Genomic DNA, 13895 nt, shown 5'->3' on the forward strand with positions numbered 1-13895 from the left:
CACTCATAGTCTCAGTTGCCGTTGTCCGGCAGCGGCCTGCAGCAGCGCCAGCGCCTGCTCGAAGTCAAACCCACGCACCGCTGCAGCCAGCGCCGCATACTCACTAGTAAAGGCGCTGCGCAGCAGTTCGGCCTGTTCATCGAAGAGTTTTCCAGCGCGCGGATCGTCCTCGGCGAACAGCCGCTGTAACTGCCGGCACAGCTGCTGCAATTGCTCGATATCCACGACCATCGATTCGTGCGGCGGCTCAACAGGAAATTGCCCGAGGATCGCCGCCACCAGCGCTTCCAGGCTCTGCTGCAACTCGGCCAGCAGGCCGTCCAGCTCATCGTGACGGGCATCCTTGATCGCACTCTCCAGGGCCGCCGCTTGAGCCGCCAGGTCCGTCGCGCCGAGGTTGCCGGCCAGGCCCTTGAGGCTGTGAACCAGACGCTCGGCACTCTCCTGCTGGTTGGCCGCCAGCGCGGCGCGCAGCTGCGCGGGGAAATCCGCCTGACTGGCAGCGAACTTGCCGAGCAGACGCTGATACAGCTCGCGCTTACCGAGCACCCGGCGCAGGCCGCTATCGATATCCACCCCCGGCAGCTGCCAGTCCACGGCCGTTTCGGCTACGCGGGGCGACGCAGCCAGCGACTCGGCCTGGGTCGGCATCCAGCGCGCCAGGGTATGCCACAGCTCGTTCGGCTCAATCGGCTTGCCCAGGTGATCGTTCATCCCGGCGGCCAGGCAGCGCTCACGGTCGGCCGGCATGGCGTTGGCCGTCATGGCGACAATCGGCAGCGCGGCAAAGCGCGGCTCGCGGCGGATCGCCTCGGTGGTGGCGATGCCGTCCAGCACCGGCATCTGCATGTCCATTAGCACCAGGGCGTAATAGCCGTCGGCATGGCCGCGCAGCAGCTCGAGGGCGATGCCGCCATGCTCGGCCTGATCGATCTGCAAACCGCTTTCCTGCAGCAGGCCGCAGGCCACTTCACGATTCAGCTCGTTGTCTTCCACCAGCAGCACACGCAATGAGCCGAAATTGGGAATCTGTTCACCCGCCGGCAAGCGTGCAAAGCCCTGCGCCGGGCCTTCGCCGGCCAGGCTGCGGATCAGCGCATCGAACAGCAGCGAGGGGTTGAGCGGCTTGAGCAGCACATCCTCAACACCGACCTTCTCCGCGCCCAGCAGCACCTCCTCACGGCAATGGGCGGTGACCATCAGCAGATGCGGTGGCGGTTGCAGATTGAGTTCACGCACCCGGCGCAGGGTTTCGATGCCATCCATGCCGGGCATCTGCCAGTCGACCAGCAGCACGTCGAACGGCTCACGCTGCAGGCTGGCCTGTTGCACCTGCTGCAGGGCAGCCATGCCCGAGGCCACGGCTTCGACGCGAAAGCTCATGCTTTCCAGCATGTCGTGCAGCACCTGGCGCGCACTGTCGTTGTCATCCACCACCAGCACCTTGCGCCCGCGCAGATCAGCCTGCGGCAGCTGCCGCTGGGTTTGCTGGCGCGCAATGCCCAGCGGCACCCGACACCAGAACAGACTGCCCTGCCCCGGCTGACTCTCGACCCCAACGCTGCCGCCCATGGCCTCGGCCAGGCTCTTGCAAATGGCCAGCCCAAGGCCCGTACCGCCATATTTGCGCGTGGTCGAGGTGTCGGCCTGCTGGAAGGACTCGAACAGCCTACCCATCTGCTCCGGCGTCAGGCCTATACCGGTGTCGCGCACGCCAAGGTAGAGCAGCACCTGCTCGGCATCGCGCTGCTCGACGCGCAGGATCACCTCGACCTCGCCCTGCTCGGTGAACTTCACCGCATTGTTGGCGTAGTTGATCAGGATCTGCCCGAGACGCAGCGGGTCGCCAACCAGTTGCTGCGGCAGCTGCGGATCGAGGTTGAACACCAGTTCCAGGCCTTTGCCGGCGACCTTGTCGCCGATCAGGTTGGCGAGGTTTTCCAGCACCTGCTGCAAGTCAAAGTCGATGCGTTCGATGGTCAGCTTGCCGGCCTCGATCTTCGAGAAGTCGAGGATGTCATTGATGATCCCCAGCAGGTGCTGGCCGGATTGCTGAATCTTGCCCAGGTAATCACGCTGGCGCGGGCTCAGCTCGGTTTTCAGGGCCAGGTGCGACATGCCGATAATCGCGTTCATCGGCGTGCGGATTTCGTGACTCATATTGGCCAGAAAGTCCGACTTCAGCCGCGCCGCCTCTTCGGCCAGCTCCTTGGCCTCGGCCATGGCTTGTTCCGCCTGCTTGCGCGCAGTGATGTCGCGACTGATGCCGACCAGCCCCAGCAATTGGCCCTGCTCGTCATAGAAGGTGGTGCGCAACGTATCGAAGATCACCCGCCGGCCATCCGGGTAGAGCGAATAGCCTTCGCTTTCAAACGGCTCTGCCTGGCTTCTGGCGATACGGTCATGCTCCGCGCGCGAGGCGGCCCAGGCCGGATCAAGCAGCGCCTCGTCACGCTGCCCCTGCACCGCCTCACTGGGGCGGCCGAACAGCGTGGCGCAGGCCTGGTTGATGCCGACATAACGGCCGTCGACATCCTTGAACCAGATCGGATCGGGAATCGCGTTGATCAACGCCAGTAAGGTGCTGCGCTGGCGGCTGGCTTCGGCCTCGGCACGCTGGCGCTCGGCAATCTGCACCGCCAGACGGCGGTTCCACACCAGCACGAAAATCACCAACGCCAGCAAGCCAAGCAGATAAGGCCAGCCCACAGCCAGCAAGCGCCGCCAGTTGAATACGGTCAGCGGCGGTAGCCAACGCTCCTTGATTGCCTCCTGCTCGGTGTCACTCAGGTCACTCATGGCCAGATTCAGCAGGCTCACCAGCTGCGGCCAGTCCGGGCGCACGGCAAAGCGGAACTCGCTGCTGGACAGGCCGGTTTCACCGCGCAGTTCGAGGTTGGTCAGGTTGCGCTCACGAATCAGATAACTGGCCACGATCATATCGCCGACATAGGCATCCGCGCGGCCGGACGACACTGCGCGCAGCGCCGCTTCGGTGTCGCCTACTTCGAGTAACTGCACGCCCTCGACTTGCTCGCGCAGGGCCTGCTGCAGCGCATAACCGCGCTCGATGGCCACCCGCTTGCCGGCCAGGTCACGCAGGCGCTGCACCGCCAGTTCGCTGCGCGTAAAGATCAGGCTGCTGCTGGTCAGATAGGGGTCGCTAAAGGCCATAAAGGCTTCACGTTCGGCGGTTTTGGCCACCGATGGCAGCAGGTCGACCTGGCCGCTGCGCAAGGCTTTCAGCGCGCTATCCCAGTCGTCCATCAGCACCGGCTCAAAGCGCAGCCCCAGCCGCTGACCGAGCAGCGCCAGGTAGTCGCCACTGAGGCCGCGATGCTGACCGTGCTTGTCCAGTACATCAAACGGCGGCCAGCCGCTGCGTTCTATGCCCACGCGGATCACCCCATGCTCGGCGACCCAGGCTCGCTGCGGTTCATTCAGCGGCAACGCCGCCACTGCCAATAAGGGCAGCAGGCATAACAGCAACAGGCAGCAGAGGCGCGACATGGCGGCATCCTTGCGAACAATCAGGTGTTCTTCAGCTTAGAAGCTGCGCGAGTTCTGGCGAGCCGCGCTCAAGGCAGGTTGTCACCGAATGCGGTTTCGATATTGATGCCCAGGCTGATCACGCCCAGCAGTGCGCCTGTATCGGGGTCGTACAGCGGCGCCGAAACCTTGCTCTGGAAGCTCTGCGTCGAACCGTCATACTCAATCGCGCCGATATACACCTCGCCACTGGGCAGCGGCGCGGCACGCTGAAAATCCGGCTCATCGGCCTGCCAGTAATCACTGGTGCTCTCGCTCATCGCCACCAGTTGGCCGCTGGCATCGCTGATGAAAATCTCATTGAACAATGGCGCGTATTGCTGGGCGATACCGGCCAGTAACTGCGAGGGGCGCAGGTTGAGCACGCGGCGGATCAGCGGCTTTTCCTCAAGGATGCGCTCGCGCCGCCATTGCCGATCCAGCTCCTTGATACGCTCAAGACTGTTGCCGCGTTTGTGCGCCTCACGCAATGCCGCGAGCAGGTCCGCATGCTGCCCCCAGCGCGCCACATGCTGCGCGGCCAACTGGCGTAGATAAGCCTGTTCCGCAGCGCTCAGCTCAGTGCTGGCCGGCGCGCAGCTTTCCACCTGACGGTTGAAGGCCTTGAGAAAATCCGGGTGCTCATCGACAAATGCCTTGGAAAAATACACCCCGAGCGGTGAATAACGGACAAAGCGCTGGTGCAGTTTCGGCGGGTCCTGAATCTGCTCAAGCGTGCTGTGCATGGCGCTGCTATCGGCCAGCAGCATATTGATCCGAGCATGGCGGAGCATTTCTACCAGTTGCTCAAGGCGTGGCACCTTCTGCTCCACCGGAATGCCCCTGGATTCGAGCCAGATCATGCTGTTGCTGCCCAGTACGCTGCCGATCCTCAGCTGCTTGTCCCAAATGGGCAGGTTGAGCAGGCTGGGGTCCAGCGCATACCAGTACCACTTCTCGATCAGCAGCGGTGCCGAAAGCACCGCGTAACCATCGACCTGGCTATTGGGCGCCGAACTGAAGAAGCCATCGGCGATCTGCCGGCTGACGTTGGGCCGGGCACGCTGCAGCGAGGTCAGCTGAATCTCATAAGGCTGCTGCATGCGGCTGAAGATGCACTCGAGTACCTTGACCGACGACCCGCCCAGCTGGCCATCGACCACCACTTGGTAGGGCTCCTCAAAACTGGTGTCGAGGCGCACCGCTACCGACGGTTGCGCGGCGGCGCAGACGCTGGCCAGTACCAACAGCAGTCCCATATGGCGCAGCCTGAACATTGCCCTCTCCTTGCGTGTGCGCCGTGGCGAATGCAGGGAGTCTAGGCGAGGTTGGCTGAGCGCACCGAACACTGGCCGAGCGCTACTTTGAAAGTCAGATGTGGATTGGCAGACCGCCAGCCGCAGCCGACAATCTGCCCATGTTTATTGAGGATCTCGCCATGCTCGATGCCGACCGCTGCTGGCAAGCCGTATGCGACCGTGACCCTGCGCAGGATGGCCGTTTTGTGTTTGCCGTGCGCAGCACCGGCATCTACTGCCGACCCAGTTGCCCGGCGCGGCGGCCCCGGCGGGAGAACGTCAGTTTCCATTCCGATGCTGAGGCAGCTGCAGTCGCCGGCTTTCGCCCATGCAAACGCTGCTCGCCGCAGGGCCAGAGCCCGGCCGAACAACTGGATGCGCTAGTGGTGGCTGCCTGCGAGCTGCTCAACACCAGTGAGCAGCCGCTAACCCTCGAACAGCTGGCAGCGCGCATCGGCCTGTCCGCCTCGCACCTGACGCGCGCCTTCAAGGCGCGTACCGGGCTGACACCCAAAGCCTGGAGCGAGGCGCAACGCCGCGCGCGCCTGGAACAGCAGTTGCCGACAGCAAATAGCGTGCTGGATGCCGCACTGAACGCCGGCTACTCCGGCACCCGCGCGCTGTATCAGCAAGCGACGGCCCTGAGCCCGGCGCAACGCAGTAAACAGGCCGCGGGCGAACAGCTGCGCTACAGCATCGCGCCCTGCCCGCTCGGCCACGTGCTGCTGGCCAGCAGCGCCAAAGGCATCTGCGCGCTGCTGTTTGGCGACGACCCGGCTGCGCTGCAAAGTGAGCTGCAGCAACGCTTTGCAGCCGCCGAGCTGCACGAGGATAACGCCGACCTGGGCGATAGTTTGCGCCAGGTGCTGGCGCAGATCAGCGAACCACAGCGCGCCGCCCAGCTACCGCTGGATATTCGCGGCACGGCCTTTCAGCAGCAGGTGTGGCACGCCCTGCAGCAGATTCCGCCGGGGCAGACGCGTAACTACGCCGAACTGGCCGCGCAACTGGGCAGCCATCCACGCGCCATCGCTCGTGCCTGCGCCAGCAACCCGCTGGGCCTGCTGGTGCCCTGCCACCGGGTAATCGCCAGCAACGGCAGCCTCAGTGGCTACCGCTGGGGCCTGGCGCGCAAGGCGGCGTTGCTGAAGGGCGAAGCCGATACCCAGGCGCAATTGCCCGCCTCAACCTGAACTGTCAGTTGGGTGCAGGGCGCAGGTGGGAGGGGCTTTAGCCGCGACGAACCCTGGCAGCGCTACCAATCGCGGCTAAAGCCCCTCCCACGGCGCGCGCAGTCATCAAATGACGCGGACAAAAAAAGAGCGGCTCCACCTCGGTGGGCCGCTCCAAATCACGGAGTTGCATACATCAGTACCCGCACCGCGTGCGGATACCGCTGTTTGATTACTTTTCCAGGATTGCAGTCACACCTTGACCGCCGGCGGCGCAAATTGAGATCAAGCCACGGCCTTCCTGGGCCACCGAGAGCAGCTTGGCCAGGTTGGCGACGATGCGCCCGCCGGTGGCAGCAAAGGGATGACCAGCCGCCAGGGAACTACCCTTGACGTTCATCTTGCTGCGGTCGATGGAGCCCAGCGGCGCATCCAGGCCCAGGCGGGTCTTGCAGTAGTCGGCGTCTTCCCAGGCCTTGAGGGTGCACAGCACCTGGGCGGCGAAGGCTTCGTGAATTTCGTAGTAATCGAAGTCCTGCAGGCTCAGCTTGTTGCGCGCCAGCAGGCGAGGCACGGCGTAGGCCGGGGCCATCAGCAGGCCCTCTTTCCCCGCGCCAACAAAATCCACTGCGGCGGCTTCACCGTCCTTCCAGTAGGCCAGAATCGGCAGGCCGCGCGCCTTGGCCCACTCTTCACTGGCCAGCAGCACAAGGGACGCGCCATCGGTCAGCGGCGTCGAGTTGGCGGCGGTCATGGTGCCGCGCGGGCTGCGCTCGAAGCAGGGTTTGAGGGTGGCGAGTTTTTCCAAGCTGATATCGGCGCGCAAGTTCTGGTCGCGGGTCAGGCCACGGAACGGCGTCAGCAGGTCGTCGTGCCAGCCTTCGGCATAGGCGGCAGCGAGCTTCTGGTGGCTGGCCACGGCCAGCTTGTCTTGCTCATCGCGCGGGATGGCCCAGGTCTGCGCCATCAGCTCGCAATGCTCGCCCATGGATAGGCCAGTGCGCGGCTCGCCGTTGCGCGGAATGGCCGGGGCCAGGTGGCGTGGGCGAATTTGCAGCAGGCTCTTGATCTTCTCGCCGGTGGTCTTGCCACGGTTGGCCTGCAGAAGAATCTTGCGCAGCCCTTCGTTGACCCCGATTGGCGCGTCCGAGGTAGTGTCGACGCCACCGGCGATGCCGCATTCGATCTGCCCGAGGGCGATCTTGTTGGCCACCAGCAGCGCTGCTTCCAGGCCGGTGCCGCAGGCCTGCTGCAGATCATAGGCTGGGGTTTCCGGGGCCAGACGCGAGCCGAGCACGCATTCGCGGGTCAGGTTGAAATCGCGCGAATGCTTGAGTACCGCACCGGCCACCACCTCTCCCAAACGCTCGCCATGCAGGTTGAAACGCTCGACCAGACCATCCAGTGCGCTGGTCAGCATCTCCTGGTTGCTCGCGGTGGCATACACGGTGTTGGAACGGGCGAACGGAATACGGTTACCACCAACGATGGCGACGCGGCGCGGCTGGGTCATGGAGGACTCCTGAACGAGAAGGGGGCTAAGAACCGGTTCTAATAAGTGGCGCACAGGCTAACCTGTCGCGGCAGTGTGGCATTGGCCGCCTTGCCGGCACAGCAGGCGGATGCGGTCAATTGCGCATTTCTACGGGCTGCGTAGAGTGGGCGCACTTTTGATCCATGCGCAGGAGCCGCTCCATGTCCGACCGTTATCTCGCCTTTGCCAACTCCACGTCCGGGCGCCGTCTGGTCAGCGCACTCGGTTTGCCGGCCCCGCTGCTGCTGGAGCGCTGGATGGCTGGGCGCAGCCGGCCGGTGGACGGCGCGCTGCTGCTGGGCGGCGAAGGCAGCCTGGCCAGCGCCGTACTGCCCTTCGCGCACAAGCTGACCGATGCCCTGTACGCAGCCCGCGAAGGTCAGTTCGAGCTGCCGCGCTGGACCGCCGAACACGGCCCGAAACTCAAGGCGCTGGTGTTTGATGCAAGCCACCTGACCCGGTTCGAGCAGTTGATTGAGCTGCGCGACTTCTTCCAGCCGGCTTTCAAGGGCCTGGGCAAATGCCCGCGCGTGGTAATCCTCGGGCGCGCCCCGGAATCGCTGAAAGACCCAATTGCCGCTAGCGTGCAGCGTTCGCTGGAAGGCTTCAGCCGCTCCCTGGGCAAGGAAATCCGCCGTGGCGGCAACGTGCAGCTGATCTACGTCGGCAAGGGTGGCGAAGCGCAGCTGGAAGGCGCGCTGCGCTTCTTTCTCTCGCCAAAAAGCGCCTATGTCTCCGGCCAAGTATTGCGCCTGAACGCCTGCAGCGAACAGGTCAAAGACTGGACCCGCCCACTGGCCGGCAAAAAGGCCCTGGTCACCGGTGCCTCGCGTGGCATCGGTGCGGCTATCGCCGAAACCCTGGCCCGCGACGGCGCCGAGGTGGTGCTGCTGGACGTACCGCCGGCCAAGGATGCCCTCGATGCTCTGGCTGCGCGCCTCGGTGGACGCGGCCTGGCCCTGGACATCTGCGCCGATGATGCCGCCGTACAGCTGGTCGAAGCACTGCCGGACGGCATCGACATTGTTGTACACAACGCCGGCATCACCCGCGACAAGACCCTGGCGAAGATGAGCGATGCATTCTGGAACTCGGTGATCAACGTCAACCTGAATGCCCCACAAGTGCTGACCCAGGCCCTGCTGGACGCCGGCAAGCTGCACGACAACGGCCGCGTGGTGCTGATCGCCTCGATCAGCGGCATCGCCGGCAATCTGGGCCAGACCAACTACGCAGTCAGCAAGGCCGGGGTGATCGGCCTGGCGCAGGCCTGGGCACCGGCCCTGGCCAAGCGCGGCATCAGCATCAACGCCGTGGCACCCGGTTTTATCGAAACCCAGATGACCGCCGCCATCCCACTGACCATCCGCGAAGCCGGCCGACGGATGAACTCCATGGGCCAGGGCGGTTTACCGCAGGACGTCGCCGAAACCGTGGCCTGGTTCGCCCAGCCCGGTTCCGGCGCGGCCACCGCGCAGGTGCTACGCGTATGTGGACAGAGCCTGCTCGGGGCTTAATCGCCCCCGGATTGCATCCGGGCTACGATTTTGTAACCAATGTCAGCAGACAGCAAAAGGCCCCGCAGTGCGGGGCCTTTTGCATTCAGCGTGAGCTTATACCTGCTCAAGATCTCGCGAGCTAGAGCCCTACAAGGCGCTACGTTAGTAACAGCCTTCGGCTGGTCAAAACGGCGAGGAAGCGGGGTGTACTTTTGTACATGAGCATTCCGAGCCTGTTTTTAACGCAGTAGGGCCGACGCGCAGCAGATCGATTGTTCCCTAGGACGACAAGTAAGACGAACGGGTCAGCCCCAGACGCAGCGCGTCGAGGAACTGGGTGCGCTCGCGTGGGCTGATCTTGGCGCTGGCGACCTTGTCACGGTAATGGGTCATCAACTCTTCGGGCGACAAGTGCACATAGCGCAGCATGTCCTCGATGGTGTCGTGGGTCTCGATGCCGGCGTGATACACGCTGCCATCGGCGTTCTGGTAGATGTTCACCGAGTCGGTGTCGCCGAACAGGTTGTGCATATCGCCCAAGATCTCTTGATAGGCACCCACCAGGAAGATCCCCAGCAGGTAGTCCTCACCCTCGCGCACTTCGTGCACTGGCAGGCTGGTCTCGATCGACTGCTCATCGACGTACTGGCGGATCTTGCCGTCGGAGTCGCAAGTCAGGTCCTGCAGCACAGCGCGACGCATAGGCTCTTCGTCGAGACGATTGAGCGGCAGAATCGGCAGCACCTGGCCAATGGCCCAGGTGTCCGGCAGGCTCTGGAATACCGAGAAGTTGCAGATGTACTTGTCGGCCAGCTTGTCGTTGAGCTCATCGAGCACCTGACGGTGCGAACGCTGCCGTGCCTTTAGCGAGTTGTGCAGGCGGCGGCATACAGCGAAGTAGCACTGCTCGGCCAAGGCCTTTTCAGTCAGGCTGAGTTTGCCGTCAGCGTACTGAGTGGCCACATCGCTCATATAGTGCGTGGCGCGCCAGTAGGTCTCGGTAACCATCTCGATATCAGTCGGGCCGAGCAGCTCGACCAAGTAACGCACGGTTTCCGGCAGGCTGGTGACGTCCTCGATCTTGGGGATCTCGTCGTTGTGCTTTTCCACATCGGTGACCTGCACCACCAGCATGGCGTGGTGCGCGGTCAGCGAGCGGCCGCTTTCCGAGAAGATGTGCGGGTGCGGCAGCTCCTGGGCATCGCAGAACTCTTTGAGCATGCCGACCACGACACCGGCGTAGTCGTCCATGTCGTAGTTGATCGAGCTGGCGTTGCGCGAGTGGGTACCGTCGTAATCCACACCCAGGCCGCCGCCGACGTCGATATGGTCAACCGGCAGGCCCAGGCCACGCAGCTCGCCGTAATAGCGAATGGCTTCCTTGAAGCCGTGCTGGTAGTCGGACAGGTTGGCGATCTGCGAGCCCATGTGGAAGTGCAGCAGGCGGATGCCCTGGTCCAGCTTGGCCGCGCGGAAGCGCTCGACCACCGACAGCAGCTGCGCTGCGGAAAGGCCGAACTTGGACTTCTCGCCGCCAGTGTCGGCCCACTTGCTCGAGGCCAGCGAGGACAGACGCACACGCAGGCCGATCTGCGGCGCGACCTTGAGTTCGGCCGCTTCGTCGATCACCAGCTGCACTTCGGATTCTTTCTCGATGACGATAAACACGTTGTGACCGAGCTTCTGCCCCATCAGCGCCAGCTTGATAAATTCGCGGTCCTTGTAACCGTTGCAGACGATGGTGCCGCCCTTCGGCGCCAGCGCCAGCACCGCCATCAACTCCGGCTTGGAGCCGGCTTCCAGGCCGATGGAGACGTTCTGCGTGGCGATGATGTTCTCCACCACTGCTTCCTGCTGGTTGACCTTGATCGGGTACAGCGCGGTGTACGGGCTCTGGTATTCCAGGCGCGCGATATTGGCGTCAAAGGCGCCGGTCAGCTGGCGCACGCGGTCCTGCAAAATGTCCGGGAAGCGCACCAGCAATGGCAGTGACAGACCGCTGGAACGCAGCTCATCCAATTGCTCGTAGAGGTCGATCGGCGTGCTTTGCGGGCCATTCGGGCGCACCTCGACACGGCCCTTGTCATTGATCGCGAAGTAACCCGCGCCCCAATGGCGAATGCCATAGACGCTGCGGCTGTCCGCTACGGTCCACTGGCTGCCGTCATCTTTGCGTGTGCGTCGTGCAGACATCGATGTCTCCCTTGCTGGCGATAGTGGCCTTGGCACAGCCAAGACGCGTACAGATTAAAGTCTGGAAATGACGATTACTCAGCTGTGACCAAAGGCCAGCTGAGGAAGTTTAGAAAAGACTGGCTTAGCCGCCGGATTTCTTGGCTTTAAAACCGTGCTTGATCAGCTCGGCTATCAGCAGCTCGACGTGGTCGCCTTGAATCTCGATAACCCCATCCTTGAGTGAGCCGCCGCAACCGCAGCGTTTCTTCAAGGCACTGACGAGATCCTTCAGCGGCTCTTCGGCCAGTGGCACACCGCTGATGGTGGTCACCGTCTTGCCGCCGCGACCTTTGGTTTCGCGGCGCACGCGGGCGATGCCATCACCTTCGGGAATCAGGGTCTGTTTACAGATGCAGGCGTCCACTGGCTGGCTGCAGCCCGGGCAATGCCGGCCGCTGTCGGTGGAATACACCAGGCCGCTGAGGGCGGCAAATGAGGAAGCTTTCTTGACCACCGGTTGGTCCTCGAAGGGGTCAGGATAGCGACTGGTCGACAAGTACCGCTAAGAACCTGGTTCGGATTTCGCGAGCTAGAGCGAGACAAGGCAAAAACAGCCGAGGAAGCGGAGTTTACGAGATGTAAATGAGCATTCCGAGGCTGTTTTTAACGCAGTATCGCCGAAGCGCAGCAAACCCGAGACGGTTCTGAGACGTCGACCGCGAAGCCCCACTCAGGCAGGGGCAGCGCACCCTGGCGATACACGGCCAGGGCTTGAAGGCGGCGCAGTGTAACGGCAAAAGCCGCGACTGCTAAGTGTAAAAATGCGCCATTAATCGGCGGATTGGCGACGTTGTTCAGGATGCCGAACAAAACGTCTGGATATCCTGCACAAAGCCAGGACTGACGCGGGGTTCGGCCGGTATCGAGGGCCTAGCGTGTGGCGGCCAGATAGCGCTGCAAGGCGGCCAGCGAATCGGGGCAATAGGGCAGGTGCTGGGTTTCGGCCAGCGCCTCGTCGATGGAGATAAACCGCGCCTCCAGCACCTCCTCCGGCTGCAAACGCAACGGCGCATCGGACACCGCCGAATAGGCCATGCACCACAGGCGGCTCTCCGGAGCGTCGTAGAGGAAATGCGCATGCTCGACCAACTGCGCGTCTTCGATACCCAGCTCTTCAGCCAGCTCGCGCGCGGCCGATTCGGCGTAGCTCTCGCCTTCGAGCACCATGCCGCCGGCCGCCACATCCCAATAACCGGGATACAGCGCCTTGCTCAGGGTGCGCCGATGCACGCACAGCTGGCCGGCACTGTTGAACAGCAGAATGTAGGTGCCGCGCCCGAGCAGATGCCGCGCGCGCAGATCACTGCGCAACACACCGCCGAGCAGACGATCCTCCTCGTCAACCCAGGCGATGCGCTCAGCATCAGAGGCGGCACGGTGCGCCACCTCAGCTTCGGACCAGGCCATCGCTTAGCCCTGCGACAGCAGTTGGCGCAGGTCGATCAACCCGGCATTAGCCCGCGAGATGTAGTTGGCCATCACCAGCGAGTGGTTAGCCAGCAGGCCATAACCGCTGCCATTGAGGATCATCGGGCTCCACAGGGTCTCCTGCGCGGCCTCCAGCTCACGGATGATCTGGCGCACGCTGACGGTGGCGTTCTTCTTCGCCAGCACATCGGCAAAATCCACCTCAATAGCGCGCAGCAAATGGGCCAGCGCCCAGGCCTGCCCACGGGCTTCGTAGAACACATTGTCAATCTGCAGCCACGGCGTTTCGTAATTCACGCCTTCGACAAAATCGGCCTGGGCCACGCTATCGGCCAGTGCTGGGTCGACCACAGCGGTATTCAGACGCACCTGGCCGACGCTGGCCGACAAGCGCTGCGACAGCGAACCCAGACGCGTGGCGGCGTCGCCCAGCCAGTTGTTCAGGTTGTCGGCGCGGGTATAGAACTGGGCATTGCCTTTGCTCGGGTCGCCCAGCCGCTCAAGGTAACGGTCCAGCGATTTGATGCCTTCGGCGTACTCAGCCTCGGAGGCCGGCAGTGCCCAGCTTTTATGGTCGAAGTGGAAGCGCGGCTCGGCCTTGGCCAGATCGGCGTCTTCGGTGGATTGCGACTGCGAACGGGTGAAGTCCTTGCGCAGCGCGCGGGACATATCACGTACCTGCACCAGCACACCAAACTCCCAGCTCGGCATGTTGTCGAGCCACAGGCCCGGTGGCGCCAGGTCATTGGACAGGTAACCGCCCGGCTTATCGAGCAAGGTGCCAGCGACCTGTTTAAGGGTTTCCACCGTGGTGTAGCCATTCACCAGCTTGCGTCCGCTGGTCTGGGCGGCGGCCTCGGCGCGCTGTTGCACGGAGAATTGCTCCGGCTCCTGGCTCCAATACCAACCCACCACCAGCGCCACAACCAGATAGAGCCCCAGCAGACCAGCGACCGTCCGCGTGACCAGGCTTCCCGTCGATTTACTCTGTGAGGTGGTGGTAGCACCTGCCGCGCCATCACGCGCTTCGGCAGTTCGGTTCTTCCAATCCAGCATGGCAATGTCCTTTTGTTACCCAAGTAGCAAGCTCGCGACCGGACTGCACAACCCGCTCGCTGTTGGTTCGACCACAACCCTTGAGCAGGGTTGCGCAACTGCCTTGCACTATAAGGGAAGCGCGGCCGACTGCGCAGCGGCGAAC

9 protein-coding genes are annotated in these 13895 nt (G+C 63.4%); 2 read left to right on the forward strand and 7 right to left on the reverse strand.

The features are described from left to right. Positions 1–3: 3 nt before the first annotated feature. Both RHP75_RS17940 and RHP75_RS17945 read right to left on the reverse strand, forming a co-directional pair. The gene (locus tag RHP75_RS17940; RefSeq protein WP_311089381.1) at positions 4–3510 is read right to left on the reverse strand and encodes a response regulator; all 3507 of its coding nucleotides are present in this window, start codon (positions 3508–3510) and stop codon (positions 4–6) included. 68 nt (positions 3511–3578) lie between these two features. After that, complete coding sequence (locus tag RHP75_RS17945) at positions 3579–4805, reverse strand: PDC sensor domain-containing protein (RefSeq protein ID WP_311089382.1); 1227 nt, start codon at positions 4803–4805, stop codon at positions 3579–3581. Between the two features lie 161 nt (positions 4806–4966). On the opposite strand from RHP75_RS17945, the gene ada reads away from it, so the two are divergent. Continuing rightward, the gene (ada, locus tag RHP75_RS17950) at positions 4967–6019 is read left to right on the forward strand and encodes a bifunctional DNA-binding transcriptional regulator/O6-methylguanine-DNA methyltransferase Ada (protein ID WP_311091982.1); all 1053 of its coding nucleotides are present in this window, start codon (positions 4967–4969) and stop codon (positions 6017–6019) included. 211 nt (positions 6020–6230) lie between these two features. Here the strand turns inward: ada and RHP75_RS17955 are convergent, their stop codons facing one another. Beyond that, positions 6231–7511: an acetyl-CoA C-acetyltransferase gene (locus RHP75_RS17955; RefSeq protein WP_311089383.1), complete on the reverse strand. Its 1281-nt coding sequence runs from the start codon at positions 7509–7511 to the stop codon at positions 6231–6233. Positions 7512–7693: 182 nt separating this feature from the next. Between RHP75_RS17955 and RHP75_RS17960 the strand changes: the two genes are divergently transcribed. Beyond that, entirely contained in the window at positions 7694–9049 is a 1356-nt protein-coding gene (locus RHP75_RS17960) for a 3-oxoacyl-ACP reductase (RefSeq protein WP_311089384.1), read from the forward strand. A 261-nt stretch (positions 9050–9310) separates the two neighbouring features. On the opposite strand, the gene speA is transcribed toward RHP75_RS17960, so the two are convergent. The 4 genes from speA to RHP75_RS17980 all read right to left on the reverse strand — a co-directional run bounded on the left by speA (position 9311) and on the right by RHP75_RS17980 (position 13750). Further along, positions 9311–11224 carry an arginine decarboxylase gene (gene speA, locus RHP75_RS17965; RefSeq protein ID WP_311089385.1) on the reverse strand — a complete coding sequence of 638 codons (1914 nt, stop codon included), beginning with the start codon at positions 11222–11224 and terminating at the stop codon, positions 9311–9313. A gap of 124 nt (positions 11225–11348) precedes the next feature. Beyond that, positions 11349–11720 (reverse strand): translation initiation factor Sui1, encoded by a 372-nt coding sequence (locus tag RHP75_RS17970; RefSeq protein ID WP_311089386.1) that lies wholly within the window; start codon positions 11718–11720, stop codon positions 11349–11351. 416 nt (positions 11721–12136) lie between these two features. Next, on the reverse strand, positions 12137–12673 hold the full coding sequence (locus tag RHP75_RS17975) for an NUDIX hydrolase (protein ID WP_311089387.1): 537 nt from the start codon (positions 12671–12673) through the stop codon (positions 12137–12139). 3 nt (positions 12674–12676) lie between these two features. Next, positions 12677–13750 carry a DUF2333 family protein gene (locus RHP75_RS17980; RefSeq protein ID WP_311089388.1) on the reverse strand — a complete coding sequence of 358 codons (1074 nt, stop codon included), beginning with the start codon at positions 13748–13750 and terminating at the stop codon, positions 12677–12679. Between the last annotated feature and the right edge of the window lie 145 nt (positions 13751–13895).

The organism is Pseudomonas sp. SG20056 (assembly GCF_031764535.1).
Lineage (GTDB): Bacteria > Pseudomonadota > Gammaproteobacteria > Pseudomonadales > Pseudomonadaceae > Aquipseudomonas.

Coding starts and splice junctions, on each gene's coding strand:
- RHP75_RS17940 (WP_311089381.1), bottom strand. CDS start 3,510: ATGTCGCGCCTCTGCTGCCTGTTGCTGTTATGCCTGCTGCCCTTATTG.
- RHP75_RS17945 (WP_311089382.1), bottom strand. CDS start 4,805: ATGTTCAGGCTGCGCCATATGGGACTGCTGTTGGTACTGGCCAGCGTC.
- ada (WP_311091982.1), top strand. CDS start 4,967: ATGCTCGATGCCGACCGCTGCTGGCAAGCCGTATGCGACCGTGACCCT.
- RHP75_RS17955 (WP_311089383.1), bottom strand. CDS start 7,511: ATGACCCAGCCGCGCCGCGTCGCCATCGTTGGTGGTAACCGTATTCCG.
- RHP75_RS17960 (WP_311089384.1), top strand. CDS start 7,694: ATGTCCGACCGTTATCTCGCCTTTGCCAACTCCACGTCCGGGCGCCGT.
- speA (WP_311089385.1), bottom strand. CDS start 11,224: ATGTCTGCACGACGCACACGCAAAGATGACGGCAGCCAGTGGACCGTA.
- RHP75_RS17975 (WP_311089387.1), bottom strand. CDS start 12,673: ATGGCCTGGTCCGAAGCTGAGGTGGCGCACCGTGCCGCCTCTGATGCT.
- RHP75_RS17980 (WP_311089388.1), bottom strand. CDS start 13,750: ATGCTGGATTGGAAGAACCGAACTGCCGAAGCGCGTGATGGCGCGGCA.